The following is a 25,722-nucleotide window of genomic DNA, read 5'->3' on the forward strand; positions in this document are numbered from 1 at the left end:
ATTTGCGAATGCCGGCGGCCGGGCACAAAAAGAGCAGTAAGTGAATGCCATCTGTGGCTTAAACAGAAGCAACCAATAAACTCAAGTGCCATCAGATGGCAAAGAAAGGGTAGAGATTATGAAAAAGTTTAAGAAGATGTTCGCAGTCCTCGCGGCAAGCGCACTGGTAGCAGCAATGCCATTAACCGCCATGGCGGCAAGTATTACGATTGAGAGTGGAGCTAAATCAGGAGAAACCGACACCACAACGTATAAATACTATCAGGTTTTAAAAGCCAGCATTGACGGCAATAACGTTGCATATTATGTTGAAAATGAAGCATTGGCACATGCCATTGAAGGGACTAATTTTTTCAATGTTACCCAATCTGCCGATAGCACAAGATGGAATGTTGTTGCAAAACAAGATTACTCAACAATGAGTGATCAGGAAAAAGATGAAGCAGCCAAGGCAATTGCAGCAGCATTTAATACAGAAGTCATTAAAAATGCCGTTAAAAATGCTAGACAAAAATATTCTGATGATAATTCTATTAAACAGAATGGCGGTGGAAGTTCTGTAACTATTAATGATCTTGATGATGGATATTATCTTATCGAATCATCCTTAGGTAAAGTGCTCGCAGTACAGACCGCTGGATCTAATGGTGTGACAATTAAAGAGAAGAACGTCTATCCTACGCTGACTAAGACAGAGGACCTTACAACAGCAGCATATGGTCAGAATGTTACTTACACTGTAAATGTTACTATCCCGGAAAATGTTGACACTACTAAGGACATCAAGGTTTTTGATACAATGACTAAGGGTCTTACACCATATGATGGAGCTGATGAAGATGCATTACTTGATGTGACGGCAAAGGTTGATAATACAGAAATCACAGGATTACAGATTTCAGAAGTATCTTCAGATAATGATGGCAATCAGACTATTACTATCACACTTCCAAGTGAGGTGGTAAGTGCGCAGAAAGGTAAGACAGTTACACTGACGTATAAAGCAGTAGTAAATAATCAAGCGGTTGTCAATACGGCTGAAACCAATAAGGCACATCTTGAGTATGATCATTATACTAGTGTTGAGACTGAGCCAGTTGGAGTAAAGACCTATGGCTTCCAGCTAACCAAAAAGGACGGTAAGGGTACTGAGGCAACAGATGATGATGTAGTAATTCCGGAATCTGCAGGAGATGCTGAGTTCTCGCTTTGGACCGCTGAAAATGGTGGTACACAGATACAGATTTCTGTAAAGAACGCTGATACGAATACATACCAAGTTCTTACCGGTAATGAGACTTCAACATCAATCAAAGCGGGCGGCGTGAACGGACATGCGACCGCAAAAGTTGAGGGTCTTGCAGCAGGAACGTATTACCTGCAGGAGGACAAAGCTCCTATGGGTTATAATAAGTTGACTAAGAGAGTTGCCATTACTGTGAACTTAGATACTACAACAGAAAACAATGCCATTGATGTTCCAAATAATGCTGGTGTTCTTCTTCCTTCCACCGGTGGTATTGGTACAACGGTATTTGCAGTTGCTGGTCTTGTGATCATGGCTGGTGCGGCTGCAGTGCTGATTATTAAAAAGAGAAGCTGATCGGTAACGTATTATCGATAACGTATTAAGAGAAGCTGACCTGGATGCTTGACATCCGGGAGTAGCTCAGGAGCCGGGCTTTCCGGAGCCCGGTTCCTGGGACTCTCCGGGACGTGAAACATTCGCAATGAAATATTGGAAATAGATAATCAGACAATTAGGAAATAAGACGATTAGCAAATCCGGTAATCAGATAATCTGGTAACTAAAAAATCCGGTAATTCGGTAATGTGAGATTCCGGCAATAGGACATCGGGCAGGAGTGAGGAGACAGCCATGAAGATCTTCAAGAAACAAAAAGATATATCGACATCGCTGGTGGTTCTGATCTTCCTGCTGGGGCTGTCGATTTTTCTGTATCCGACCGTGAGCAACTACATAAACGAGAGACATTCGTCCAAGGTCGTAGTAAACTATGATACAGAAGTAGAGGAAATGTCGGACAACGATTACCAGGAGCAGTTTGCAAGGGCGGATGCATTCAACGCACAGTTACTGGCGGATCCGATGCGGTTCTATACGCCGGAGGATCTGACGGGCTATATGGAGGCACTGGACGAGCCGGAGGACAACGGGATCATCGGATACATTACGATTGATAAGATTCACATCCGTTATCCGATTTACCATGGGACGAGTGAGGCGGTGCTCAATGAGGCTGTGGGGCATCTCGAAGGGACTTCGCTTCCGGTAGGCGGCCAGGGTACGCATGCGGTGCTGAGTGCGCATCGGGGGCTTCCGAGTGCCAAGCTGTTTAGTGATCTGCCGGTGCTTACGGAGGGTGACAGGTTTGTCATCACGGTGTTAAACCGGACGCTTACGTATGAGGTGGATGAGAAGCTGGTGGTGGATCCGGATGAGACGGAGGCGCTGCTGGTGGATCCGGACCAGGATTATGTAACGCTGCTTACCTGCACGCCGTATGGGATCAATACACAGAGGCTTCTGGTGCGTGGTCACCGGGTGGAGGATGTAGAAGCTGCTTATGCTTCTGCTCCGGTTTCCTCAGAGGATTCTGGTCAGTATGAGACCGTGAGGTTCCATTTCTCCTGGAATTTCGTGGTGCCGGCGCTGGTTTTGTTCTTTATCTATCTGCTGCTTCCGATCAGTGACAAGAAGTCGGGGGAGCGGAAACATCGGAAGGATATGGAGTGAAGAAACGTTTTTTAGCTACAGTTTTGATTGTCCTTGTGTTCCTTGCGGGACTTGGTGTAGTGCTTTATCCGTATATCAGCGACTATGTGAATGAGATGCATGCGTCGCGTGTCGTGGTAAATTACGAGGATGCGGTGAAGGATATTACGCCGGAGGACTTTACAAAATATTTTGAGGCGGCGGAGGACTACAACGCAAGGCTTCGCGACAATCCCAATCCGTTTTCGGAGGAGAGCCGGACGGCGGGATATGAGGAGACCTTGCATGTGGATGACTCCGGGATCATGGGATATGTGGAGATTCCGAAGATTGGCGTGAAGCTTCCATTCTACCATGGGACCTCGGGCGCGGTGCTCAATGAAGCGGTGGGGCATCTGGAGGGCTCGAGTCTGCCGATCGGTGGTGCCGGTACACATGCGGTGCTGAGTGCGCACAGGGGGCTGCCGAGCGCGAAGCTGTTTACGGATCTGCCGGAGCTTTCAGAGGGTGATGTCTTTATCATCACGGTGCTGGACCGGAAGATGACGTATCAGGTGGATCAGATTTTGACGGTGCTGCCGAGTGAGCTGGATGCGCTGCAGGTGGTGGATGGTCAGGATTATGTGACGCTGATGACGTGTACGCCGTATGGGATTAATACGCACAGGCTTCTGGTGCGGGGGCATCGGATTGAGAATCTGCCGGAGCAGGAGATCAAGAGTATCCCGGTGCAGCATGTGGAGCGGGAGCTTACGACACAGGAGAAGGTACAGAAGTATATTCCGTTTGCGGTGATGGGGGTTGCGGTGCTGTTTTTGATTGCGCTGCTCATGCCTGCAAAGAAAAAGGACCATAGTAACGAGAGAGGATCAGGTGGGTCAGATGATGAAAGCAAGACATGTTAAGAGGTGGCTGCTGGGTCTTACGGTGGGAGCAGTGATTTCCCTGCAGGCGATGACGGCATTCGCATCCGTATCCGATACGGCATCCGAATCCGTATCAGAATCCGGCGCGGCGGGGTATGACGCTGAGCGGAAGGGGAGTATTACCATTATCCCCGGGGATCAGGATCAGGACGGCAAGGCGGTGGACAAGGACAAGGCGGGAACCTTTGCTTTGTACAAGGTTGGAGATGTTGTGGATGGGACGTCCGTGACAGAGTTTAGGCTTACGGATCCGTTTAAGGATAGCGGTGTGATGCTTACGCGGGAGACGATGGAGGATAAGGCGGCGGTGCTGCCTAAGGAGCTTGAGAAGTTTGCGCTAGAGCAGAATGTTGCGGCGGATGTAGCAGATATCAAGACGGGGGATACGGTTACGGATTTGCCGGTCGGTCTGTATCTTGTGCGGCAGGAGATGGCGGACAATGCGTATCATAAGGTGAATCCGTTTCTCGTGATCATGCCGAAGGGCAGTGAGACGGGATACAAGTATGAGTATGAAATAGAGGCGTATCCCAAGACCGGACGGTTTGCTCCGGTTCAGCTTGATCCGCCGGTAAGTAAGGTCGTCAAGGATCCGCAGGGGAATGTGATCAGCCGTGGGGAGACGTTTACGTTTTCCATGACGCCGAGTGCGGGTGCGCCGATGCCGGAGGGAACGGTGGCTGGTGCGGTCAAGACGGTGACTGCGGGTGCCGGTAGTGTCGAGTTTGGTGAGATTAGGTTTGATGCTGTGGGCGGTCCGTATACCTATACGTTTTCGGAGGTTCCGGGAGATATCAAGGAATACACCTATGATACTTCGGCTTATGTGATGACGGTCAATGTGGTTCGTACTGCAGACGATACGCTTGCAGTGCAGTCCGTAATTACTAAAAATAATGAGGTCGTGGATAAGGTGGAGTTTTCCAATGTCTACAAGGCTCCGGAGGTGCCGGAGACGAAGTCGCATGGGCACTCCGGCGGTGGTGGCGGTGGCAGTGGAACCACCGGGTATCATGCGGTGACTCCGCAGGGGAATACGCCGACACCGACTCAGACAACGCCGGGTGAGGTGCTTGGAGCGATCCGGGACGCGGTGGAAAACAGCCCGATTGGTCAGGTGCTGGGCGCGTCCAGAAATGTCAAGACCGGCGATGCCAGCAACATGCTGCTCTATGGCGCCGGCATCGTGCTTGCGGCAATCCTGCTGATTTTGTGGAATATGCTGAATAAGAAGAAGCGTCACGGGGAGAAGTAAAAATGTCCGGGGGCTCTGCGGAAGCAGAGCCCCCGGTTTTTTGTGCCGGCGCAAATAAAGGCAAGAATCAAAATTAAATTCAGATAATCTACACGATTGTGAGGGATATTTATAATTCCACGATCTTCTCTGATATTGTGAGACGAAATCAGGTGAGAAAGGTCGATCAGTTGGAGCGTGTGGTAAAATACACTTTCAGCAATGTCGGAGATACATTTTCGGCAAAATCAATCTCGGATTATCTCAAGGCGGAGCGTCGTGCACTGGATAATGAAACCGTTTACCTTTCCAGATATTAAAAATCTTGTTTCAAAATGACAGTGAATGAAATGTGAAAATACTACAAATGATAAAGAAAAATCAAAGAAATTTTCTTGATTATTTCTTTTCTATTGCATATACTATAAGCAAGAAAGGAGTGTTGTATATGTCACAGACAGTTAATGTTAATTTCAAGTTGGACGCAGATGTAAAAAAGAGCATGGAACAGGCGTGTTCTGAATTAGGTCTTTCCATGAGTGCGGCGTTCACTGTGTTTGCTAAAAAAGTAGGCAGAGAAAAGCGTATTCCTTTTGAGGTGTCGGTAGACCCGTTTTATTCTGATAGCAATATCCGTTATTTGGAAAATATCGTGCGTGATATTAAGGACGGTAAAGCCCATTTCGCAGAGCATGACTTGATAGAGGCGGACTAATGAGGTTGCTATGGGAAGATAGAGCGTGGAGTGATTATCTGTACTGGCAGACGCAGGATAAGAAAACGCTGAAAAGAATTAACGGACTTATCAAGGATATTTAGAGAAGCACCTTTGAGGGTATCGGGAAGCCTGAACCGCTAAAGGAAAATCTAAGCGGTATGTGGAGCAGGCGTATTGATGATACCAATAGGATTGTTTATTATGAAAAAGATCCGCGTATTCATATAGCTTTGGAAGATTCCGGAAATCGGGATTCTGGAAATAAAGGCGGATGGCGCGGCTCGCGGCGATTTCATCCTCAAAGTGGTGTTTCCGGTTCAACTCCCGGATGATGTCAAGGACAGCCCTCTCCCGGTCGTAACAGACGACAGGATTCCCAAGTTTAGAAAGCATGCGAAGCCGTCCGACGGGAAAGAGATCTTCCGCGCTTCTGTATACGTCATAGTCCCTGGGATTTAAATGGGATCGCATGTAAAGGGTAGGAACAGTAAGTGCGATCCGGACCGGCGGGGAAGGCAGCAAGTCGTTAAGGTAAAGCGCGGACTGATGGGAAAGCACGGCTTTTTTGTTCCTTCTGGTCACAACGAACATCATGTCAGGAATAGCCATAGGAGTGCAGTAAATGCCCTTTCCAAGTTTTTTTATCTCTGGGCGGTCCGATAGATACTCATAAGCGTATTTTCTGAAAATCCCGTGTTTCTCGACGGATGAGATGAGGAGATATCCGTTGTCTTCTTTTATAATGCGGTCAATTTCTGCTTCATACTTGCTCATAAAAAACCTCAATCCTTGTCATCATCATCCAACTTAAAATGACCTTCTGCCAGGGCATTCGCGATGCCAAGGACCGTGGCAGAAACCAAGATCTGGAGGGCTAAGTTGTAATCTATGATTTTCAAAAGAAATAATATGAATACGACAGATTGAACGATAATAATAAGGTAATAATGAATGAAACGGCATATTGCATTCGCAAAATGATTAGTGTATCATACGGGAAGTTACAGCCATGGTGTGCTTGGAGGAGTCTTTGAGGAATGCATAAATTTTTACGATCGATCGGATTTTCAAAAATTGAAGATGACCATGGGATGGAGTTTTACCTTAATCGCGCCGTCTCAGAGAAATACCGGACCCGGGTGATAAGCGCGGGCAATGGCAGAGTGATCGAGCAGTATCAGCTGCAGGTGGCGCCGTCCATGGGCATCACGGTGGTCGGTGAACGCGACGCGCAGGGGAATTTCCGGCGGGATTATTATTTTCCTTATGTCCGGAGCTACGACGGGACGATGACGGAGGAGGGCTCGGTGGAGCGCCATGCGGAGCGTGAGACGTACGCCGGGGTACTCGAGGATTTCCGCTCCGGGATCACGCTGATTTTCTACTTGTGTAATTCCGTCGAGATGCGGGAGCTCGAGCGCATGCAAATGCATCCGCAGGTTCGCCAGGCGTTTCTTACCGGACTTGCCGTAGAAGGGAAGATTCTGCTGCCGCTGGAGAAGCATGAGGAGGACGAAGAAAGTGCCAGACGCAGGCGCCGTGAGCGGAAGCGGCTTTACGAGGCGGCAAAAAACGGGGATCAGGATGCAATCGAAACCCTGACGGAAACAGATATGAATCTGATGTCCGAGATCAGCCGCCGGATTGAGACCGAAGATCTGTATTCGCTGGTGGAGACCAGCTTTATGCCGACCGGCGTCGAATGTGACCAGTACAGTATTATCGGGGAGATCACGGGGATCCGTGTGAAGTCCAATGTATACACGCATGAAAAGGTGGTGGATCTCCGGCTGAGCTGCAATGACACGGTGTTCCATGTCTGCATCAATGAGTCGGACCTCGTTGGTGTGCCCGCGGTGGGCCGGCGCTTCAAAGGAAAGATCTGGATGCAGGGCGAGATGGAATTTGCGGAGGACACCGCACAGGAGGATAGCCAGGATTCTTGATGAGGGCATACCATGGATGAAAACAATTTGCTGGCAGGGAGGATCCGCGACCTGTCAATCAAAACCTATCAGAACGACTATCTGACGCACACAGATTTTCTGTCGGCGTCGGACCTCGCCTTGTTTTATGAGATCCTCAGGAAGCAGGGCATTTCCGGCAATACCCGAACCGTGAATGGCGTGCCCTTTGTGGTCTATGGCGGGAGACAGGACGCGGACCGGAATGTGGTCTGTTTTTTGCCAAGCTACCAGAGCGAGGCAGACTTTCTTCGCTTTGAACCCGAGACCGGCAGTGTGATCAAGCTTGTGCATGTACTTCCACGCAACAGAAAATTTGCGGATGCGCTGACGCATCGGGATTATCTGGGCGCGCTCATGAACCTCGGCATTGTGCGGGATAAAATCGGAGATATCCTCGTAGGCGAGGAGGAAGCCTATATTTTTGTTTTGAACGAAATTGCGGAGCTTGTCTCAAAGGAGCTCTTGCAGGTGAAGCATACCACGGTGCAGTGCGAAATTGTAAATCCCGTAGCATGCACGCTGGAGCCGAAATTTGAGGAGGTCAGCGGTTCGGTTGCTTCCGAACGGCTGGATGCGGTGCTTGCCATGGTGTATCATCTTTCCCGTACCAAGGCGCAGGAGCTGATTTCTGCAGAACAGGTATTTGTCGGTGGGCAAACCATGCTGAGCGCGGGCTATCTCCTGAAGCCCGGGGATCGGGTTTCCGTCCGCGGGCACGGCAAATTCATCTATACAGGCGCCGGACCCCTCACCCGCAAAGGTCGCGTGTTTGCAAAAGTCCGGGTGTATGTCTGAGGCGGGGTTCTAATTTTCCCAGCTCGTGCATAATTTGCTTTATCGCGTACTTTCCGGTGACCAGGGAGATCAAAGCGATGCGAATGGTGAGAGCATGACATGCATCGGGAAATGCTTCACCAGAGGAAGAAGAACAGAGGAAGCAGAAACGGGAGGTAAGAAAAGATGGGTCATTTTTACTTTGTCCGTCACGGACAGACGGTATGGAATGTTGAAAATAAAATCTGTGGTGCGACGGACAGTCCGTTGACGGAGCTTGGCCATGCACAGGCAAGAAAGACCGGGCAGATGCTAAGAGATAAGATTGATCATGGCGAGATCCATATCGATGAGATCCTTACCTCCCCGCTGTCCCGCGCGTATGATACAGCGATGGAAATCTCGCATGGAATCGATGTTCCGGTGAGGATTGAGCCGCGCCTGGTGGAGCAGAATTTTGGCAGATGGGAGGGAACCGCTAGGGACGGCGCGGAATTTGCCAGGGCAAAGGAGAACTTCGCTGACGGTTACGGTGGCGGAGAATCCATGATGAAGACGGCACAAAGGATTTACAACCTGATTGACGATATTCGAAAAGAGCCGGGAAAGACATACCTGCTTGTCGCGCACAATGGAATATCGCGGATGATCGAATCCTACTTCCACGATATGAGCAATGAGGAGTTTGCAGCCTTCGGGATAAAGAATGCGGAAGTCAGGGAGTACAAATTTGAAGATCATATCCCGGATGATCGCACCGATGATCATCTTCCGGAGGAAAGCAATGGGGATCCCGCTCCTTCCGATCAACTGACCTATGCGCAGCTGAAGACAAGGCTCGAAAGCATCCGCACCGTGTTTGATACCGTGCGGATAGTGAATCCTGTAGCTATGCGTCAGATCATCTACCATGCGGATGGAACCACAGAACTGGCAAAAGATTACTGCTTTGCCCTGTGGAAAAAGCATGGCAGGTGTGCCAACTGCATTTCATCCAGGACATTGCATACCAGGAAGCGTTCCTGCAAATTTGAATTTGCGGATGAGGAAATCTACTTCATGATGGCAAATTATCTTGAGGTGGATGGGGCTCCGTGTGTTATGGAGGCAATCCTGCATCTGGATGATTCTATCCTGATTGATGCAGAAGGAAAGAATAAATTCGTCTCGAGGATCACCCGGTATAATGACCGCATGTTCAAGGACTCCCTGACAGAAGTTTCCAGCCGCCGCTATTATGATGAGCAGGTTTCCGGACTGACCGTGCAGGCGGCAGCGATGATCGACATCGATTATTTCAAAGAGATTAATGATAACTGGCGGCATAGGGCAGGTGATTGCGCATTGCGGGCTGCAGCGCGGGCAATCACCGGCTGTGTGCGCAAGAGCGACATTGTGATCCGGTATGGCGGTGATGAATTCCTGATTGGTTTTGATAATATTCCAAGAGATGTCTTTGTGAGAAAACTGGAAGAAATCCGTTCTTCCGTGCAGTCGGTGACCGTGCCCGAGTTCCCGCAGATTTCCCTGACCCTGAGCATTGGCGGCGTGTATGGGAGCAGCATGTTGATGGATGCCGTGGATCAGGCTGACGCGGTTTTGTATCAGGCAAAACAGCAACGCAACTGTGTGGTGGTTGAAGACAAAAGGTGACAAATCACCGTCTCCGCACAGCAGGCTGTCGGCGTTTCTTCTGGCTGTTCACTGGCTCTGCGCATTGATCACCGCGCATGACCCTAGAAAGCAGAATATCAACCCGAAAATGTACACGCTGATTCTATGGATCGTCCCTGTGGTTTCCCTTGCTGTCGCGGCAATCGAATATTCCGTTAATCTGGGATATCCTGTGGATATCACGTTCTATATGGAACTGTTTTTGGCCGCGGTGTTTTTGGTGGTCGGAAATTATCTGCCAAAAACAAGGCAGAACTATACCATCGGAATAATGATTCCCTGGACGCCGGCAAATGAGGAAAATTGGAATCGAACACATCGAAGGCCGAAATCCGGAAGTCGCGCGTCCTGGGCCGGGCGGAGAAGGATGAAAAGCGGGAGCAGCGGGGTTTGAACGCGGCGGCTCCGGCGGATCAGAGAAATTCCGCGATCTCGCTGACTGCTTTCCGGTCTCCATGCAGATGTGAGGGGTGTGCCTCGGGAAGCGCATAGCCTACCGGAAAAATGGCGATCAGGTCGTATCCTTCCATTCCCGGGAAATTTTTTTTCAGGATTTTCGGATCGAACCAGCCGACCCAGGTACTGTGCAGGCCGAGACTCTCTGCGGCAAACATGATATGCGTGCCGACGATTGCCGCGTCGATGTCCGCAAAGTTTCTGCCGTCGGATTCACGGACCCATCCTTGTTCCGGGTTTGCACCGACGACAAAGAACAACCCAGCACCGAACGTACAGGTCGTCGCCTCGCGAAGTTTCTGGATATTTGCCGGATCCGAGATCACCCAGATTTTTTCCGGCTGCTTGTTGTGCGCTGTTGGAGCAGCCTGCGCCGCCTCCAGAATCTGCTGAATCTTTTCCTGTTCTACCGGCTTGTCCGAGAGTTTCCGGCAGGAACATCTTTCTTTTGCTAATTGAAGAAAATCCATAATGTTAACCTCCGATGTCTTGCTGGATTTGCGGCAGCGGGTAATGCTGCCGGGAGCGAAGATTGGGCATATTCTACCGCAAGCGGGAGGAGGAATCAAGCTTTGCGGATGAAGTCCTTTCATCAAAGCCCATGGGACAGGTTATCATTACATACGCTATGCTGGATGATTGCTGGAGGAGTTACGATCTATCCTATAGGGGTATGATGCAAGCTTTTTTTGCCTTCCTGGAAAAATTTTCGTCTGCGCCGTAAAATAGAAATAGATCCTAATTTAGAAAATGATATATTTCTTGTATCGCTGGAGCTGCTCGTGGCTCACGCTGGCGCGCATGTAAATGCCATCGTCCCGGTATTCCGTTTCCAGCACCTGCGCCTGCTCCCGGAGAATGTTTTCGATCCCGCCGTCCGCATAGGGGATGAGGAGCTCACAGGTAAAGTAGTTGGCAAAAAGCTTCCGGTCAATCTGCTCGAGCAGTTCCTTTAAACCAATGCCCCGGCTTGCGGAGAGATAAATTTTTTCGTCGCGGACAATCGGAAGCTCAGACAGCGGGTATTTGCGGTCGGATTTATTCATGAGATACAGCACCGGGATAGAGCCCGCTCCGAGATCCTTGAGCGTCTGCGCGGTCACATCCATTTGCATCTGATAATTCGGGTCCGAGAAATCCACAACCTCGAGGATCAGATTGGCGTTGAGCGCCTCGTCCAAGGTCGAACGGAAGGCGTCCACGAGGTCATGCGGAAGGTTGTTGATAAATCCGACAGTGTCCGAAAGCAGGAAGTCGCGGTGGTCGCCGGGCGTGATTTTGCGAACGGTGGTGTCCAGTGTGGCAAAAAGCATGTCCTTGACCATGACCTTTTTGTCCTCGTCCTGTCCGTAGGTGTCAATCAGCTGGTTCATCAGGGTGGATTTGCCTGCGTTGGTGTAGCCCACCAGCGCGACGAGAGGCATACCGCTGTGCTCACGCTTTTTCCGCTGGGTGAGGCGGTTCTGCGAAATTTCCTTTAATTCGCGGCGAAGTGCGGCGAGCTGCTTCTGAATGTGCCGGCGGTCGAGCTCGATCTGGGTTTCGCCGGCGCCCTTGTTGGACATGGATCCGCCGGTGCCGCCCTGCCGGGAGAGATTCTGGCGGAGACCGACGAGCCGCGGCAGCATGTACTGGAGCTTGGCGGCGTCGACCTGCATGCGGGCTTCCCGGGTCCGCGCGCGGTCCGCGAATATATTTAAAATGAGGTTGGTGCGGTCAATGACTTCGACCTCGAGATCGTGCGCGAGGTTTGCAAGCTGCTTCGGAGAGAGGGCGTTGTTAAAGACCACGAGATCCGCGTCCTCCAGAAATACCCGTTGCTTGATTTCCTCCACCTTGCCGGAGCCGATGAAGTAGGCAGCATCCTCACTCACGATATTTTGGGTGATCGTCGCGACCACCTCGAGATTTTCGGCTTCTGCCAGCCCGCGCAGCTCCTCCATGCTGACCTCAAAGCCCTTATCACCGGAGAAGCACGCCCCTACAAGTATTGTTTTTCTTTTTTTATCTAAAAGCTCGTTATCGTACATACCTTAAGTTGTTTCCTTTCTGCGGTCCCTGCGGACTTACGCTGCGTACCGGCAACATCCTCAGCGGACCAGCTGCCCCCTCTCAATTTTTAAGCCCAAAAGTCATCCGAAACGGAAACGTGCAAACACTTCGGATGAACCACTCGCCAGTATACCGGCGGGTGAGTGCCCGGCTTAGGCATGGCACATTGGCATCAACCGTGCTAAACTGCTGTATAGTATAGCCGGACTGGTCACATCCTGCAACAACGCAATGAGCCTTGCTCCACCACAACGCAGTCGCCAGAGCAATCATTTTGGATGCGGAAGATCGTTTGATGTGCGGCACTACCAGGAGACGGTAAGACGCTATTTCACCAGATGTGGGCGATAGCGTGAACCAGGTCAGCGTTTTCAATATCATGATCGTTGCCGGACCAGCCGACAGAATGGAGACATTATGAAACAAACTATGAAGCGATGTATATATGCGGCGCTGTCCGCGGTCTTTGCCATCCTGCTGCTCTTTGTCATTTTTGTGACTTCGTTTGAGGCGGTGTGCTACTGGATGCCCGGACTGTACCATCACGAATTTGAGAAATATCAGGTGCTCGAGACGATGAAGACCTGGAAGGGCGACGAAATGACCATGGAGGACCTCGACAAGGTCATGGAGCAGACCATGATTTACCTGCGCGGCGACCGGGAAAACCTGATTGTGGAGACAACCATCAATGGCGAGCCTGCCGAGTTTTACAATGCGAATGAAAAATCTCACATGGCAGACGTTCGGGTTTTATTTGTGCGCTGCCTCACGCTGCGGGCGCTTGCGATCCTGACGCTGCTTGCGATTGCCGCACTCCTGATCGTACTTGCGCATGGGCAGGCATTGCGGATCCTGGGCAGAGGATATCTCGTTACCTGCGCCGTGATCCTGACACTTGTCATTATCCTGGGCTTACTCGCAATGACAGATTTCACAAAATATTTCACGATTTTTCATGAAATATTTTTCAGCCAGGGGAACTGGCTTTTTGACCCGCGGGAGAGCCGCATGATTGATGTCATGCCCGAAGGCTTTTTTTACGATATCGCAGCCCGCGTTTTTATGGTATTCCTGGGCGCAGTGGCGGCACTGCTGATTCCAGACATCATCTTTGCATTTCGGAGTAGATCTAAGCGGCGTGGCTGATACCAAAGGAAAATCATTGCGTGGGATATGCCGGCATGGTAGGATAGAAACGTAGGTTTCACTTAAAGAATTTATGGAGGTAAGCCGATGAAGAAGGTTACTTTTTTCTATGTACAGGGTTGTCCATATTGCGCGCAGGCAAGAAAGGCCCGGACCGAGCTCATCAATGAAAATCCGGAATATAGTAAAGTTGAGTTTGATGAAATTGATGAGGGAGCACATCCGGAGATTGCCGATCAGTATGATTACTGGGCTACACCAGCGATGTTCATTGACGGTCAGAAAATTTACGAGTCGCATCTTGGAGAGTCCTATGATTCCGCCAAGGAGAATGTAAAGAAGGTTTTGGATACCGCTCTTGCAGAGTAAAATTAAAAGCGCCGGTCGTTGAGATCGGCGCTTTTGTTTGTCGGTCGTGACCACGTCTCTCGCTGCTTCAAGTTTATGCGTTCCGAAAAACTCGGATATGTCGCATTTTTCATATCATCGATCAGGGCATAATAAAAATCCAGGACATGTTGTTCCTCTCCGCATGCTGCTTTTCTAATCGTAATCATGATCTACCTCAACTGATTGATGCGCCTAAGTTAAATGCTTCCGTATTGGGGGCAATGTTGCGAATGTCTAAATCGTCGGTGTGCTCAAGGACCACTTTGCCAATATTAAACCACTCCAGCCGCGTCATCAAATAGTCAAAATGCATGAGCAGCTGTTCCGGATGGCTTCCACCGGCAGCAACTAAAAGTGCACCACTCTTATGGTTTCCGTGCAATGCATCCTGAGGACATTCAGCTAAAGCCCACAGGCGGTCAAGCGTATTTTTTAGAAGACCGCTGTAAGACCAGAAAAACAGTGGCGTTGCAAATACGATGATGTCGGATTTTCTGTACTGGGCATAAATTTTGTCCATGTCATCAGACTGTGTGCAAGGCGTGTCGGGATTTTTTCCACCATGCAGACATCCAATGCAGGGGTGAATGTGCATATTCCGTAATTCCATCACTGTAACTTCATGCCCCTGTGATTCGGCACCAGCTTTAAATGACTGGATCAAGGAATCCGTGAATGCATGAGGTCGTGAGGAACCATTTAAAACCATAATTCTTTTCATTCGCCACGCTCCTTTTGCAAGATATAGAAAAGCACCTGGTACTGATATGCTACCCGTGAAGCAGGGCTTATATACTACGCTGTCCTATTATATCAGGAAGGAGCAGAATTTATACTGAAAATATTTTCAGTGAATAATTTTTCAGGAAGAAAATATTTTGAGACCATTTTGCGTGGAGATAGCGCAACCGGAAAACTACGTTGATTGAAGTGCTGGAGGCAACAAAGCTTACGAAGGACGCAATGATGTATCTGCCGGAGTTTTATATGACAGCTGCAAATCAGAATAAAATTTTGGCAGTTATGCCACAGAAAGTAAATCTAATTAATGATATTTACATTTATATAAGCTGCAAATTATAATAAGGACAGTGCATCTGATGTTTTGAACGTAATGGAGTGCTTCGGAAGGGAGTTTAATATGCAGCTTGACATGCAATATATTTATGAAATTTACCGCAGCGGAAGCTTTTCCAAGGCGGCGGAAAAGCTCTATATCACGCAGCCGGCGCTGAGTATCGCAGTGGCCAAGGTAGAAGCCTCCATAGGCATGCCTTTGTTTGACAGAAGTACGCGGCCTGTCACATTGACACAAGCCGGCAGGATTTATATTGATGCAGTGGAAAAGGCGAGAAATCTGGAACAAGATCTGGAGCAGCAGTTTGCGGACATTCGCGATCTTAAAAAGGGTAAAATTGTCATCGGCGCAACGCATTATATCAATTCCTATATACTGGCGCCGATCCTTAAGGAATTTGATGAGCGGTATCCCGGGATTGAGATTGAGCTTGTCGAGAGCAGCTCCAGCGAGATCGTGGAACTGCTTAAAAAAAGAGAAATTGATGTTACGTTAAACTGTGATCCCAATATCATTGTCCAGTTTGGAGGGTATCCGGTCTTCTCGGATATTGTGCTTCTGGCGGTTCCCCAGGAGGATCCCATCAATACGCGCCTTCAGAAATTCCGTTTGACGGCGGAGGATGTCATGCGTGGCAGGCATCTGGAGACGGATTGCCCGTGCGTTTCGCTGAAAGAATTTGAGAATGAGGAATTCATCTTATTAAAAGAAGGTAACAATCTCTACGAGCGGTCGCTAAAGCTGTTTCATGAAGCCGACATTGAGCCACGCGTCAAGCTTAAAATCTCCCAGCTCGTTACAGCCTTTCATCTTGTGGACCAGGGTTTTGCGGCAGCATTTATCAGTGACCGTCTGATCCAGCATAAAAATCTGCATCTCTGCTGTTATAAGCTGGACGATCCGACGATTTTCCGGAGATTTTACATCCTGTTAAACAATCAACGCTATGTTTCTAATTCTGTACGTGCCTTTATCCATTATATGCAGGATGCATATGCTAATGTTTCTTACCCGGCGGACGCCCGCTGACACCACGATCCTATCGGAAGCACAAAACCTTTTACCGCTCCTGCATGGCGGGCTTTATCGTGCGGTCGATGGCCTTAAGCACAACAAAGATCACCAGGGTATCAACCGGTAGCTGTAGGAGATTAGAGACAATTCTTGCCGGCAGGATCACAAGGATCGCTTTATGGTAAAGCATGTTGAGCCAGAGGGTATTGAGGCCGATATTTACGATAAGCTTTACCAGGATCTCGGCGGCGATCAGCCGTTTAAGACTTACTTTTTTTCTATATAATATAAATCCAAAAATCAAGGCGCCCGCCATCGCGCTGATGGTAAATCCCGGAAAAAACGGTCCGTCCGGGTGGGCGAGATATTTCAGGATATCCATCACAGCGGCAAAGATCCCGCCTGCCGCAGGTCCAAACAGATAGTCAACGGCGACATTTGGAAGCTCGGTGATACCGATCTTGACAAATGGTCCAAAGGAAATAGAACCGACGACTTCGAGAGCAATAGACAAAGCTCCCATCAGCCCGAGGAAGACAACCACGCGGAGACGACGAAGTTCAGCTAAGGATTGAGACCAGCAATGAGACATAAAAAATACCTCCTATGAAGTTTTCCGTAACCACATAAGAGGCACAAGCGCGCATTATGCAGCAGCGGGATGCGATCCCGGCACCGCGGTCTTACCCTTCGTCCGGCTGACAACTCCCTGTTCAGCCGGCACTTGACGCGCCGGAATCTACTCTGCAAGTTGACTCGTATTTTATAGGATCAGCGGCAAAAGAGCAATGGCATTTTGACCGATTTGTACTACCTTCAGGCACTTTTCTTTGTGCAGATCTCAATACAGATTCTACTGCAAAAGATTGACAAATAATTAACCATGTTTTATATTGATACTCAGCAGCTAATTTAAAGAGCAGTCTATTATAAACAAACTGCTTTATAAAACACTTAGGTCAGGAGACTGCTGTACTGGTTGAGTTTGGAGGTAAAAATGGAATACCGCATTGAGCATGATTCTATGGGCGAGGTCAGGGTGCCGGCAGATCATTGCTGGGGAGCACAGACAGAGAGAAGTCATGAAAACTTTCAGATTGGTGTTGGGATTGAGACAATGCCGCAGGAAATCATACATGCGTTTGGCATCCTTAAAAAGGCGGCTGCCGAAGCCAATCATGAGCTGAAGCCGGAGAAGATGACGGATGAGAAGCTTGAGGTGATTGAGAGAGCAGCGGATCAGGTGATCAGCGGAGAGTTAAAGGATGAGTTTCCGCTTGTAGTCTGGCAGACCGGATCCGGTACACAGTCCAATATGAATGCCAATGAGGTCATTGCCAATGTGGCTAATTCCATCGCAGGCAAGAAACTTTGCCATCCCAATGACGACATCAACATGAGTCAGTCCAGCAATGATACATTCCCGACGGCAATGCATATTTCTGCAGTTCTCGCGCTGGAGGACAAGCTGATTCCGGCAGCTGCGGAGCTGATTGAGACCTTTAAAAAGCTGGAAAAGGACAATGAAGGGATTGTAAAGTCCGGCAGGACACATCTGCAGGATGCTGTCCCGATTTCATTTTCACAGGAAATCAGCGGCTGGAGAAGCTCGCTGGAGCGGGATATAGAGCTTGTAAAGCTGGCCGTAGAGCCGCTTAAGAGCCTCGCTTTGGGAGGTACGGCAGTTGGCACAGGGCTGAATGCGCCGGAAGGCTTTGACAAGCTTGTCGCTGCCAAGGTTTCTGCACTTACCGGTAAGACCTTCCGGACAGCGGAAAATAAGTTCCATGCACTGACCTCCAAGGACGAAATTGTATTTGCCCATGGTGCGGTCAAGGCGATGGCAGCGGATATGATGAAGATTGCCAACGATGTGAGATGGCTCGCTTCCGGTCCGAGAGATGGTCTTGGTGAGATCACGATTCCGGCAAATGAACCGGGTTCCTCGATCATGCCGGGCAAGGTGAATCCGACCCAGTGCGAGCAGGTCACCATGGTTGCGGTTCAGATTGTCGGTAATGACGCGGCGATCGGCATGGCAGCGACCCAGGGTAACTTTGAGTTGAATGTCTTTATGCCGGTGATTGCCTATAACTTCCAGCAGTCTGTACGGCTTCTGTCCGAGTCCATCCGTTCTTTCAATAAGAACTGTGCTGTCGGCATCAAGGCAAACAAGGACAAGATGCATCACAACCTGTATAATTCGCTGATGCTTGTAACAGCGTTGAATCCGTATATCGGCTATGAAAAGGCGGCAAAAACAAGCCAGCTTGCATTCAAGGAAAACATCTCGCTTAAAGAAGCCTGCGTGAAGCTCGGATTTCTGACGGCAGAAGAATTTGATCAGGTATTCCATCCGGAAGAGATGGTCTGACGAGAGAGGCATGACAGATGGTGTATAACTATTTTCCAGGCTGTACGTTAAAAAACAAGGCAAAGGAGCTGGATCTCTGGGGACGTGACGCGGCGGAGGCGCTGGGCGTTCCGCTGACCGAGATCCCGGAGTGGCAGTGCTGCGGCGGTGTGTATCCGCTCTCCAGGGATGAGATTGCGATCCGGCTTTCTTCTGTCCGGGCGCTGATGTACGCGAGAGACAATGGCGGCACGCTTGTTACGCTCTGCTCTGCCTGTCATAACGTACTGAAGCAGACAAATTATGACATCGTTGATGACGAGAATTTCAGTTTAAAGGTCAATAACTATATTGCAACAGAGCATCAGGAGTATCACGGGGAAACCAGGGTGCTGCATTATCTTGAGCTGCTGAGAGACGTTGTGGGCTTTGCAAATGTTAAAAAGGCGGTAAAGCATCCGCTGACGGGACAGAAGATCGGCGCGTACTACGGATGTCTTTTATTGCGGCCCGGTAAAAAGATGGCGATGGACAATCCGGAAAATCCAAAGATCATGGAGGATTTCCTGGAAGCGATTGGTGCTTCCCCTGTGGTTTATGCACAGAGAAATGAGTGCTGCGGTGGATATCTTACACTCGAGGACAGCGATCTACCGGAAAAGAGAGTAAAACAGATCCTTGGCAATGCCAAAGCACAGGGTGCGGATACGCTGATTACCGCCTGCCCGCTCTGCTACTATAATCTTAAAAAATATGCAGATGGTACAGGCGTTAGCATCCGGTATCTTACGGATGTGCTTGCCGAGGCACTTGGTGTCAAGAAGGAGGTCTAGGTATGGCATCTAATTATACAGTGACGCCGGAAGAGATCCTTGAGATCAGTGGAGTAAATCCTCGTAAGTGCATGAAATGCGGTCGCTGCACGGCAACCTGTCCGGCATTTGACGAGATGGAGTATCATCCGCATCAGTTTGTTGCCATGGTTGAGGGTGGCAAGCTTGACAAGCTTATGAACAGCAAGTCGATTTACCGCTGTCTGTCCTGCATGGCATGCATCGAGCGCTGCCCGAGACAGGTGGATCCGGCGCGTCTCATTGAGGCAGTCAGGCTCGCAGTGGAGCGGAAGCAGGGCGGCAATCATCTGATGCCGGATCAGGTGCCGGAGCGCTTGACAGAGGACATGCCGCAGCAGCTGCTTGTTTCGGCATTTCGTAAGTACACGAAGTAAAGGAGAGGAAAATGCAGAAAATTGGTGTTTTTGTCTGCCACTGCGGAACCAATATTGCCGCAACGGTGGATGTAGAGGCCGTTGCCGAGGCAGCGCGCCATGTGCCGGGGGTTGTGTATGCCACGGATTACACCTATATGTGTTCCCAGAGCGGTCAGGATCTCATTAAGGATGCCGTTAAGAAATACGGTCTGACCGGCGTGGTGGTCTGCTCCTGCTCTCCGAGAATGCATGAAAAGACATTCCGTAAGGCGGTAAACAGCATTGGCATGAACCCGTATATGCTCGAGATTGCCAACATTCGCGAGCAGTGCTCCTGGGTGCATAAGGATAAGGAAGTAGGTACAGAGAAGGCGATTTCCCTGATGAAGGCCGCGGTTGCCAAGGTGGAGCTGGATGCGCCGCTGACTGCCGGTGAAACGCCGGTTGTCAAGAGGGCGCTGGTCATTGGCGGCGGTATTGCAGGCATGCAGACGGCACTGGACATTGCGGATGCGGGCTATGATGTTGATATTGTAGAGAAAAACCCGACCATCGGCGGCAAGATGGCGCAGCTGGATAAGACCTTCCCGACGCTGGACTGCTCATCCTGTATTGTCACGCCCAAGATGGTAGATGTCGGACAGAACGACAAGATCCACATTTACTCCTACAGCGAAGTGACGGATGTCAAGGGCTTTGTCGGCAACTTCAAGGTGACGATCAAGAGGAAGGCAAGATATGTGGATGAGACCAAGTGTACAGGCTGCGGTCTCTGCACGGAAAAGTGTCCGATGAAAAAGGCACCGAATGAATTTAACCTCGGGCTTAACAATCGTACCGCGATTTATATCCCGTTTGCGCAGGCGGTGCCGAAGGTGGCAACCATTGATCCGAATTACTGCCTGATGCTTAACAAGGGTGTGTGCGGTCTCTGCTCCAAGGTCTGTGATGCGCATGCGATCAATTACAAGGATACGGATAAGGAGATCGAGGTGGAGTATGGCGCGATCGTTGCGGCGACCGGATACGAGATCATGGATGTTTCCAGGTATGACGAGTATGCCTATGCCCAGAGTCCGGACGTTGTGACCTCGCTTGAGTATGAGCGTCTTATGAATGCTGCCGGCCCGACCGGAGGTGAGCTGCTGCGTCCGTCTGACCATAAGCGGCCTAAGACCATTGTCTTTGTACAGTGTGTCGGATCCCGTGAGTGCGACTCCACCAGAGGCGGTAAGCCGTATTGTTCCAAAATCTGCTGTATGTATACGGCAAAGCATGCCATGCTGACCAAGGATCACTATCCTGACACGGATATTTATGTCTTTTATATCGATGTCCGTACACCGGGCAAGAACTTCGATGAATTCTATCGCCGTGCGGTGGAGCAGTATGGAGTTCACTATATCAAGGGTGCCGTTGGTAAGGTAACACCGGAAAACGGCAAGCTCATCGTACAGGCTTCCGACCTTCTTATGAATGAGCAGCTGACCATCAATGCGGATATGGTGGTGCTGGCGGCGGCGATTGAGCCGAGTCACAGCGCGCGTCATCTTGCGACACTGCTGACAGCGTCCATGGATACCAATGACTGGTTTACCGAGGCACATCCGAAGCTTCGTCCGGTGGAGAGCCCGACGGCAGGTGTATTCCTTTCCGGTGTCTGCCAGGGACCGAAGGATATCCCGGAGACCGTTGCGCAGGCTGGTGCTGCGGCAAGCAAGGTGATCGGACTTTTGTCCAAGGATAAGCTCGCCGGCAATCCGTGCGTAGCGCATTCTGATGAGATGATGTGTACGGGATGCTCGCAGTGTGCGGATGTCTGCCCGTATGGCGCTATCACCTATGTTGACAAGGAGTTCCGTATGCCGGATCGTACCACCAAGGTACGGCGCGTTGCGGAGGTCAATCCGGCGGTATGCCAGGGCTGCGGTGCCTGCACGGTTACCTGCCCGAGTGGTGCCATGGATCTGAATGGATTTTCCAACAGAGAGATTATGGCGGAGGTAGATGCATTATGCAGATGACAAGTGACAATGAGAACTGGGAGCCTAAGATCATCGCGTTCTGCTGTAACTGGTGCTCTTACTCCGGTGCGGATCTGGCGGGAACCAACCGTTTAAGCTATCCGGCGAATGTAAAAATCATCCGTGTTCCCTGCTCCTGCAGGATCAATCCGATGTTTATTTTACGGGCATTTCAGCGGGGAGCTGATGGCGTGATCCTCTGTGGATGCCATCCCGGAGACTGCCATTATATGACCGGAAACTATCATACCAGACGCCGCATGACGCTGCTTTTCTCCATGCTGGATTTCCTTGGCATTGAGAAGGAGCGCACGAGAGTGGAATGGGTATCGGCAGCAGAGGGTCAGAGATTTGTGGATGTCATGAATGACTTTGTCGGACAGATCACAGAGCTTGGCCCCTCAAGAAGACTGGAGGATTTAAGATGCAGGACGAACTGATAAAACGCGCATGTGACCTGCTCGCGGATGGAACCGTGAACCGGGTTCTGGGCTGGTCGGCCGGTGACTTTTTTTACGACATCACTCCGACGGTCTTTGAGAGCGCTGAAGATGTAAAAAAGAATTTTGTATATAACGATTTCTGCGGAGCCAACCTCTCCAAGTATCTGATCGCCGAGTCTCAGAAGGAAGGTAAGATTGCCGTCTTTTTAAAACCCTGTGATACCTACAGCTTTAATCAGCTGATGACAGAGCATAGACTTGTGAGAGACCATATCTATGCCATCGGGATTGAATGTGATGGCAAGGTGAGTGCGGAAACACTGCATGACGCCGGCATTCACGGTATCCTAAGCGTACAGAAGGACGGTGACGAGCTGGTTTGCCAGACGGTGTATGGTGAGAAGCGGATTGCCTTTGACAAGGCGGAGGACGAGCGGTGCAGGAACTGCAAGAGCCGGAAACATGTGGCCTACGATGAGCTGCTTGGACCGGAGGGCGAGGTGCTGGACTCCCACAGATTTGATGAAGTGGAGAAGTTGGAAGCGATGACCCCGGAGGAGCGCTTTAGCTTCTGGCAGGGAGAACTGTCCCGCTGTATCCGCTGCAATGCATGCCGTAATGTCTGCCCGGCGTGTACCTGCGAGCTCTGCGTGTTTGACAACCCGAAGTCGGGTGTATTTTCCAAGGCGGCATCCAATGATTTTGAGGACGCCAACTTCCATATCATCCGTGCCTTCCATGTTGCCGGACGCTGTACGGACTGCGGCGAATGCTCCCGGGTCTGCCCGGAGCACATACCGCTGCATCTTTTAAACCGTAAGTTCATTAAAGATATTGACACACTCTACGGCGACTATCAGGCGGGTGAGACCGAGGAACAGATGAGCCCGCTGTCGGCATTTACAGAGCAAAATGATGCCGAGCCATCCATCGTACAGAAAGGGGGAATTCACTGATGATTACGAGGATTTCCAGTGAAAAGCTGCCGGAGCTTTTACAGCAGATTTCGGAGCAGGAAAAACTGTACATTCCGGTGGACAAATCCGACAAGCTTTCTGTATATGAGGAGTATGCACCGGGCAAGGTGATGTCGTTAAAGCTTAATACACTGCGGTCTGCCAAGGACTTTTTCTTCCCTCAGGTACAGCCGATGGCAAAGTTCCGTATGGAAGGTAAAAAAATCGAGGTAATTGATCAGCGGACAGAGACTGAGGATTACTGCATCTTTGGTGTGCGTGCCTGCGATGTGCGTTCCTTTGATGTGCTGGACCGTGTATTTCTGGCAGATCCGGTGGATACCTATTATGAGGATAGAAGGAAACATGCAACCGTTGTGAGCTTTGCCTGCTCCGAACCTTCCGAAACCTGCTTCTGCCATAGCTTTGGTATCGATGCGGCAAAGCCGGACGGGGATGCCCGGATGTGGATTGCCAATGGTAATGTGTATCTTGAGGGGATCACGGAAAAGGGAGAGAAGCTGCTTGCAAGGCTCGACCTTGCGGCGCTTGGCGCTGCAGCAGATGATGCAGCAGTCCAGGAAGTAGAAGCAGAGCAGCAAAGAGTCCATGAAATCCAGAAGCGGATGCCGCTTTACAGCCTGAAGCCGACAGATAACCGTGACAAGGAGCTTGAGATTTTTAACTCTCCGATCTGGAAGGAGCTCTCGGACAAGTGCCTTGGCTGCGGATCCTGTACCTTTGTCTGCCCGACCTGTCAATGTTTTGATATCGAGGATTTTGACAGCGGTCATGGTGTAGAGCGCTACCGCTGCTGGGACAGCTGCATGTACAAGGATTTCACAATGATGGCGGCCGGCACGCCGCGGAAGACGCAGCTTGAGCGCTTCCGGCAGAGATTTATGCATAAGCTTGTTTATTATCCGATCCGCAATGATGGTATTTACAGCTGCGTCGGCTGCGGACGGTGCTTAAGGCGTTGCCCGATCCATATGAACATTGTCAAGGTCATGAAGGCCATGGAGGAGGATGCATAATGCAGAAAGAAGAACTGATTCCTAAGGTCGGTGTCGTCACGGAGATCCGGAAGGAAACACCGGATGTAAAGACCTTCCGTGTGGTCGGAACTGACGGCAGGAAATTGTTTGAGCATATCCCCGGACAGTGCGCGATGCTGTCTGTGCCTGGTATAGGTGAAGCCATGATTTCGATCACTTCCAGTCCGACGGTGGAAGAATATATGGAATTTTCCATCAAAAAGGTCGGTGTACTGACCAGCTGGCTGCATGCCATGGAAACAGGACAGGAGATTCTGGTGCGTGGTCCCTATGGCAACGGCTTCCCGGTGGATACGACCTTTAAGGGGCGGGATCTGTTATTTATTGCCGGAGGCATCGGACTTGCACCTTTGCACTCGGTAATTAATTACGTCCGTGCCAAGCGCGAGAACTATGGTCACATTGACATCGTATACGGTTCCCGATCCAAGGAGGATCTCGTTGATTTCGAGGAGATTACAAACGAGTGGATGCAGGAAAAGGATATGAATGTCTACCTCACGATTGATCGCGAGGAGGAGGGCTGGGACGGTCATGTCGGTTTTGTACCGAACTACGTGCAGGAGCTCAACTTCCCGACGACGGAGACGGCGGTCATATGCGGTCCGCCGGTGATGATTCATTTTACGCTGCAGGGACTTAAAGCGCTGGGATTTACGGATTCCCAGGTGTTTACCACGATGGAAATGCGTATGAAGTGCGGAATTGGCAAGTGCGGACGCTGCAACATCGGTGATAAATATGTCTGCAAGGATGGCCCGGTATTCAGCTTTGACGAGCTCGGTGAGCTTCCGGATGAGTACTGATCTTACGGTGGAGGATATTATGGACAACAAGATGGTAAATATCTATCTGTTCGGCAAGAAATATGAGGTTCCGGACAGTCTTACGATCATGACGGCAATGGAATACGCCGGCTATCAGCTGAAGCGCGGCTGCGGCTGCCGCAATGGTTTCTGTGGTGCGTGCGCGACGATTTACCGTATTGGCGGACAGCAGGAATTAAAGATGTGTCTTGCCTGCCAGACCAAGGTAGAGGACAACATGTATGTGGCTACACTTCCGTTTTTTCCGCTGGTAAAGCAGATTTATGATATTGAGAAGGTAAAGCCGGAGCAGCAGCTCATGATGCAGCTGTATCCGGAAATCTACGCCTGCATCGGCTGCAATGCCTGCACTAAAGCGTGCCCACAGGGACTGAATCCCATGCAGTATATCGCGTATGCCCAGAGAGGCGATTTTACAAAATGCGCAGAGCTCTCCTTTGACTGTGTGATGTGCGGCATCTGCTCCAGCCGTTGTCCGGCGGGGATCTCTCATCCTCAGGTGGCAATGCTTGCGAGACGTCTTAACGGACGCTATCTTGAGCCGAAATCCGGACATCTTGAAAAGAGAGTAAAGGAAATCTGGAACGGCGATTATGAGCAGGCGATGAAGGATCTCATGAGCAAGTCTGATGAGGAGCTTAAGGAACTGTATAACAACCGCGTGATTGAGAAGTGAGGAGAG

General features: G+C 50.1%; 26 protein-coding genes, 1 pseudogene and 1 riboswitch. Of the genes and pseudogenes, 23 read left to right on the forward strand and 4 right to left on the reverse strand.

All coding sequences use genetic code 11. The features are described 5' to 3' along the window. Positions 1–118 precede the first annotated feature (118 nt). From ACTNEN_RS11020 to ACTNEN_RS11070, 11 genes and pseudogenes are all read left to right on the forward strand, one after another. Complete coding sequence (locus tag ACTNEN_RS11020) at positions 119–1,603, forward strand: SpaH/EbpB family LPXTG-anchored major pilin (protein WP_441206487.1); 1,485 nt, start codon at positions 119–121, stop codon at positions 1,601–1,603. 276 nt (positions 1,604–1,879) lie between these two features. Next, a complete protein-coding gene (locus ACTNEN_RS11025; RefSeq protein ID WP_441206489.1) occupies positions 1,880–2,758 on the forward strand; it encodes a class C sortase in 879 nt (292 codons plus the stop codon). Beyond that, positions 2,755–3,642, forward strand: a complete 888-nt coding sequence (locus ACTNEN_RS11030) for a class C sortase (RefSeq protein ID WP_441206490.1) — start codon at positions 2,755–2,757, stop codon at positions 3,640–3,642. The genes ACTNEN_RS11025 and ACTNEN_RS11030 overlap by 4 nt, the downstream gene beginning before the upstream one ends. Then, positions 3,620–4,918 (forward strand): Spy0128 family protein, encoded by a 1,299-nt coding sequence (locus ACTNEN_RS11035; protein WP_441206491.1) that lies wholly within the window; start codon positions 3,620–3,622, stop codon positions 4,916–4,918. The genes ACTNEN_RS11030 and ACTNEN_RS11035 overlap by 23 nt, the downstream gene beginning before the upstream one ends. A gap of 152 nt (positions 4,919–5,070) precedes the next feature. Beyond that, positions 5,071–5,217 carry a hypothetical protein gene (locus ACTNEN_RS11040; RefSeq protein WP_441206493.1) on the forward strand — a complete coding sequence of 49 codons (147 nt, stop codon included), beginning with the start codon at positions 5,071–5,073 and terminating at the stop codon, positions 5,215–5,217. Between the two features lie 128 nt (positions 5,218–5,345). Continuing rightward, positions 5,346–5,612: a type II toxin-antitoxin system RelB/DinJ family antitoxin gene (locus tag ACTNEN_RS11045; RefSeq protein WP_441206494.1), complete on the forward strand. Its 267-nt coding sequence runs from the start codon at positions 5,346–5,348 to the stop codon at positions 5,610–5,612. After that, a pseudogene (locus ACTNEN_RS11050) lies at positions 5,612–5,842 on the forward strand (Txe/YoeB family addiction module toxin); the annotation flags it as partial. The gene ACTNEN_RS11045 and the pseudogene ACTNEN_RS11050, both read left to right, overlap by 1 nt. A gap of 810 nt (positions 5,843–6,652) precedes the next feature. After that, on the forward strand, positions 6,653–7,561 hold the full coding sequence (locus ACTNEN_RS11055; RefSeq protein ID WP_441206495.1) for a DUF3881 family protein: 909 nt from the start codon (positions 6,653–6,655) through the stop codon (positions 7,559–7,561). A 12-nt stretch (positions 7,562–7,573) separates the two neighbouring features. Continuing rightward, the gene (locus ACTNEN_RS11060) at positions 7,574–8,377 is read left to right on the forward strand and encodes a YlmH/Sll1252 family protein (protein WP_441206496.1); all 804 of its coding nucleotides are present in this window, start codon (positions 7,574–7,576) and stop codon (positions 8,375–8,377) included. A gap of 165 nt (positions 8,378–8,542) precedes the next feature. Then, positions 8,543–10,009: a histidine phosphatase family protein gene (locus ACTNEN_RS11065; RefSeq protein WP_441206497.1), complete on the forward strand. Its 1,467-nt coding sequence runs from the start codon at positions 8,543–8,545 to the stop codon at positions 10,007–10,009. Then, positions 9,993–10,424: an SdpI family protein gene (locus ACTNEN_RS11070; protein ID WP_441206498.1), complete on the forward strand. Its 432-nt coding sequence runs from the start codon at positions 9,993–9,995 to the stop codon at positions 10,422–10,424. Before ACTNEN_RS11065 ends, ACTNEN_RS11070 begins: the two co-directional genes overlap by 17 nt. 19 nt (positions 10,425–10,443) lie before the next feature. Here the strand turns inward: ACTNEN_RS11070 and ACTNEN_RS11075 are convergent, their stop codons facing one another. Together ACTNEN_RS11075 and hflX are read right to left on the reverse strand one after the other, a co-directional pair. Continuing rightward, positions 10,444–10,956, reverse strand: a complete 513-nt coding sequence (locus tag ACTNEN_RS11075) for a nitroreductase family protein (protein WP_441206499.1) — start codon at positions 10,954–10,956, stop codon at positions 10,444–10,446. Between the two features lie 273 nt (positions 10,957–11,229). Continuing rightward, positions 11,230–12,516, reverse strand: a complete 1,287-nt coding sequence (gene hflX, locus ACTNEN_RS11080) for a GTPase HflX (protein WP_441206501.1) — start codon at positions 12,514–12,516, stop codon at positions 11,230–11,232. A 439-nt stretch (positions 12,517–12,955) separates the two neighbouring features. Between hflX and ACTNEN_RS11085 the strand changes: the two genes are divergently transcribed. Further along, complete coding sequence (locus ACTNEN_RS11085; protein WP_441206502.1) at positions 12,956–13,687, forward strand: TIGR01906 family membrane protein; 732 nt, start codon at positions 12,956–12,958, stop codon at positions 13,685–13,687. Positions 13,688–13,774: 87 nt separating this feature from the next. Continuing rightward, positions 13,775–14,056, forward strand: coding sequence for a glutaredoxin family protein (locus ACTNEN_RS11090; RefSeq protein ID WP_441206504.1), 282 nt, complete (start codon positions 13,775–13,777; stop codon positions 14,054–14,056). A gap of 196 nt (positions 14,057–14,252) precedes the next feature. On the opposite strand, the gene ACTNEN_RS11095 is transcribed toward ACTNEN_RS11090, so the two are convergent. After that, positions 14,253–14,798 (reverse strand): flavodoxin family protein, encoded by a 546-nt coding sequence (locus ACTNEN_RS11095; protein ID WP_441206506.1) that lies wholly within the window; start codon positions 14,796–14,798, stop codon positions 14,253–14,255. Positions 14,799–15,218: 420 nt separating this feature from the next. Between ACTNEN_RS11095 and ACTNEN_RS11100 the strand changes: the two genes are divergently transcribed. Then, positions 15,219–16,184 (forward strand): LysR family transcriptional regulator, encoded by a 966-nt coding sequence (locus ACTNEN_RS11100; protein WP_441206507.1) that lies wholly within the window; start codon positions 15,219–15,221, stop codon positions 16,182–16,184. A gap of 31 nt (positions 16,185–16,215) precedes the next feature. Here the strand turns inward: ACTNEN_RS11100 and ACTNEN_RS11105 are convergent, their stop codons facing one another. Continuing rightward, positions 16,216–16,761 (reverse strand): folate family ECF transporter S component, encoded by a 546-nt coding sequence (locus ACTNEN_RS11105; RefSeq protein WP_441206509.1) that lies wholly within the window; start codon positions 16,759–16,761, stop codon positions 16,216–16,218. Positions 16,762–16,821: 60 nt separating this feature from the next. Next, positions 16,822–16,918: riboswitch (THF riboswitch) on the reverse strand. A gap of 248 nt (positions 16,919–17,166) precedes the next feature. On the opposite strand from ACTNEN_RS11105, the gene fumC reads away from it, so the two are divergent. The 9 genes from fumC to ACTNEN_RS11150 are packed head-to-tail and all read left to right on the forward strand — an operon-like array spanning position 17,167 to position 25,716. Further along, positions 17,167–18,543, forward strand: a complete 1,377-nt coding sequence (fumC, locus tag ACTNEN_RS11110) for a class II fumarate hydratase (RefSeq protein WP_441206511.1) — start codon at positions 17,167–17,169, stop codon at positions 18,541–18,543. A 17-nt stretch (positions 18,544–18,560) separates the two neighbouring features. After that, on the forward strand, positions 18,561–19,355 hold the full coding sequence (locus ACTNEN_RS11115) for a CoB--CoM heterodisulfide reductase iron-sulfur subunit B family protein (protein ID WP_441206512.1): 795 nt from the start codon (positions 18,561–18,563) through the stop codon (positions 19,353–19,355). A 2-nt stretch (positions 19,356–19,357) separates the two neighbouring features. Beyond that, positions 19,358–19,750, forward strand: a complete 393-nt coding sequence (locus tag ACTNEN_RS11120; protein ID WP_441206513.1) for a 4Fe-4S dicluster domain-containing protein — start codon at positions 19,358–19,360, stop codon at positions 19,748–19,750. Positions 19,751–19,761: 11 nt separating this feature from the next. Continuing rightward, positions 19,762–21,756, forward strand: a complete 1,995-nt coding sequence (locus ACTNEN_RS11125; RefSeq protein ID WP_441206514.1) for a 4Fe-4S binding protein — start codon at positions 19,762–19,764, stop codon at positions 21,754–21,756. After that, a complete protein-coding gene (locus ACTNEN_RS11130) occupies positions 21,753–22,196 on the forward strand; it encodes a hydrogenase iron-sulfur subunit (RefSeq protein ID WP_441206560.1) in 444 nt (147 codons plus the stop codon). The genes ACTNEN_RS11125 and ACTNEN_RS11130 overlap by 4 nt, the downstream gene beginning before the upstream one ends. Further along, the gene (locus tag ACTNEN_RS11135) at positions 22,181–23,155 is read left to right on the forward strand and encodes a 4Fe-4S dicluster domain-containing protein (RefSeq protein ID WP_441206516.1); all 975 of its coding nucleotides are present in this window, start codon (positions 22,181–22,183) and stop codon (positions 23,153–23,155) included. Before ACTNEN_RS11130 ends, ACTNEN_RS11135 begins: the two co-directional genes overlap by 16 nt. Next, positions 23,155–24,192, forward strand: a complete 1,038-nt coding sequence (locus ACTNEN_RS11140; RefSeq protein ID WP_441206517.1) for a 4Fe-4S dicluster domain-containing protein — start codon at positions 23,155–23,157, stop codon at positions 24,190–24,192. Before ACTNEN_RS11135 ends, ACTNEN_RS11140 begins: the two co-directional genes overlap by 1 nt. Further along, complete coding sequence (locus tag ACTNEN_RS11145) at positions 24,192–25,019, forward strand: FAD/NAD(P)-binding protein (protein ID WP_441206518.1); 828 nt, start codon at positions 24,192–24,194, stop codon at positions 25,017–25,019. The genes ACTNEN_RS11140 and ACTNEN_RS11145 overlap by 1 nt, the downstream gene beginning before the upstream one ends. Then, on the forward strand, positions 25,009–25,716 hold the full coding sequence (locus tag ACTNEN_RS11150) for a 4Fe-4S dicluster domain-containing protein (protein WP_441206520.1): 708 nt from the start codon (positions 25,009–25,011) through the stop codon (positions 25,714–25,716). The genes ACTNEN_RS11145 and ACTNEN_RS11150 overlap by 11 nt, the downstream gene beginning before the upstream one ends. Positions 25,717–25,722 lie beyond the last annotated feature (6 nt).

Origin of the sequence: Oribacterium sp. HCP28S3_H8 (assembly GCF_052064775.1) — a bacterium.
Taxonomy (GTDB): Bacteria; Bacillota; Clostridia; order Lachnospirales; family Lachnospiraceae; genus Oribacterium.

Bases quoted from the DNA above. Each gene is read 5' to 3' on its own strand.
- ACTNEN_RS11055 (WP_441206495.1), top strand. From the start codon at position 6,653: ATGCATAAATTTTTACGATCGATCGGATTTTCAAAAATTGAAGATGAC.
- ACTNEN_RS11020 (WP_441206487.1), top strand. From the start codon at position 119: ATGAAAAAGTTTAAGAAGATGTTCGCAGTCCTCGCGGCAAGCGCACTG.
- ACTNEN_RS11085 (WP_441206502.1), top strand. From the start codon at position 12,956: ATGAAACAAACTATGAAGCGATGTATATATGCGGCGCTGTCCGCGGTC.
- ACTNEN_RS11135 (WP_441206516.1), top strand. From the start codon at position 22,181: ATGCAGGACGAACTGATAAAACGCGCATGTGACCTGCTCGCGGATGGA.
- ACTNEN_RS11035 (WP_441206491.1), top strand. From the start codon at position 3,620: ATGATGAAAGCAAGACATGTTAAGAGGTGGCTGCTGGGTCTTACGGTG.
- ACTNEN_RS11025 (WP_441206489.1), top strand. From the start codon at position 1,880: ATGAAGATCTTCAAGAAACAAAAAGATATATCGACATCGCTGGTGGTT.
- ACTNEN_RS11045 (WP_441206494.1), top strand. From the start codon at position 5,346: ATGTCACAGACAGTTAATGTTAATTTCAAGTTGGACGCAGATGTAAAA.
- ACTNEN_RS11140 (WP_441206517.1), top strand. From the start codon at position 23,155: ATGATTACGAGGATTTCCAGTGAAAAGCTGCCGGAGCTTTTACAGCAG.
- ACTNEN_RS11105 (WP_441206509.1), bottom strand. From the start codon at position 16,761: ATGTCTCATTGCTGGTCTCAATCCTTAGCTGAACTTCGTCGTCTCCGC.
- ACTNEN_RS11125 (WP_441206514.1), top strand. From the start codon at position 19,762: ATGCAGAAAATTGGTGTTTTTGTCTGCCACTGCGGAACCAATATTGCC.
- ACTNEN_RS11100 (WP_441206507.1), top strand. From the start codon at position 15,219: ATGCAGCTTGACATGCAATATATTTATGAAATTTACCGCAGCGGAAGC.
- ACTNEN_RS11150 (WP_441206520.1), top strand. From the start codon at position 25,009: ATGAGTACTGATCTTACGGTGGAGGATATTATGGACAACAAGATGGTA.
- ACTNEN_RS11090 (WP_441206504.1), top strand. From the start codon at position 13,775: ATGAAGAAGGTTACTTTTTTCTATGTACAGGGTTGTCCATATTGCGCG.
- ACTNEN_RS11065 (WP_441206497.1), top strand. From the start codon at position 8,543: ATGGGTCATTTTTACTTTGTCCGTCACGGACAGACGGTATGGAATGTT.
- ACTNEN_RS11060 (WP_441206496.1), top strand. From the start codon at position 7,574: ATGGATGAAAACAATTTGCTGGCAGGGAGGATCCGCGACCTGTCAATC.
- ACTNEN_RS11120 (WP_441206513.1), top strand. From the start codon at position 19,358: ATGGCATCTAATTATACAGTGACGCCGGAAGAGATCCTTGAGATCAGT.
- ACTNEN_RS11130 (WP_441206560.1), top strand. From the start codon at position 21,753: ATGACAAGTGACAATGAGAACTGGGAGCCTAAGATCATCGCGTTCTGC.
- fumC (WP_441206511.1), top strand. From the start codon at position 17,167: ATGGAATACCGCATTGAGCATGATTCTATGGGCGAGGTCAGGGTGCCG.
- ACTNEN_RS11075 (WP_441206499.1), bottom strand. From the start codon at position 10,956: ATGGATTTTCTTCAATTAGCAAAAGAAAGATGTTCCTGCCGGAAACTC.
- ACTNEN_RS11095 (WP_441206506.1), bottom strand. From the start codon at position 14,798: ATGAAAAGAATTATGGTTTTAAATGGTTCCTCACGACCTCATGCATTC.
- ACTNEN_RS11145 (WP_441206518.1), top strand. From the start codon at position 24,192: ATGCAGAAAGAAGAACTGATTCCTAAGGTCGGTGTCGTCACGGAGATC.
- ACTNEN_RS11115 (WP_441206512.1), top strand. From the start codon at position 18,561: ATGGTGTATAACTATTTTCCAGGCTGTACGTTAAAAAACAAGGCAAAG.
- hflX (WP_441206501.1), bottom strand. From the start codon at position 12,516: ATGTACGATAACGAGCTTTTAGATAAAAAAAGAAAAACAATACTTGTA.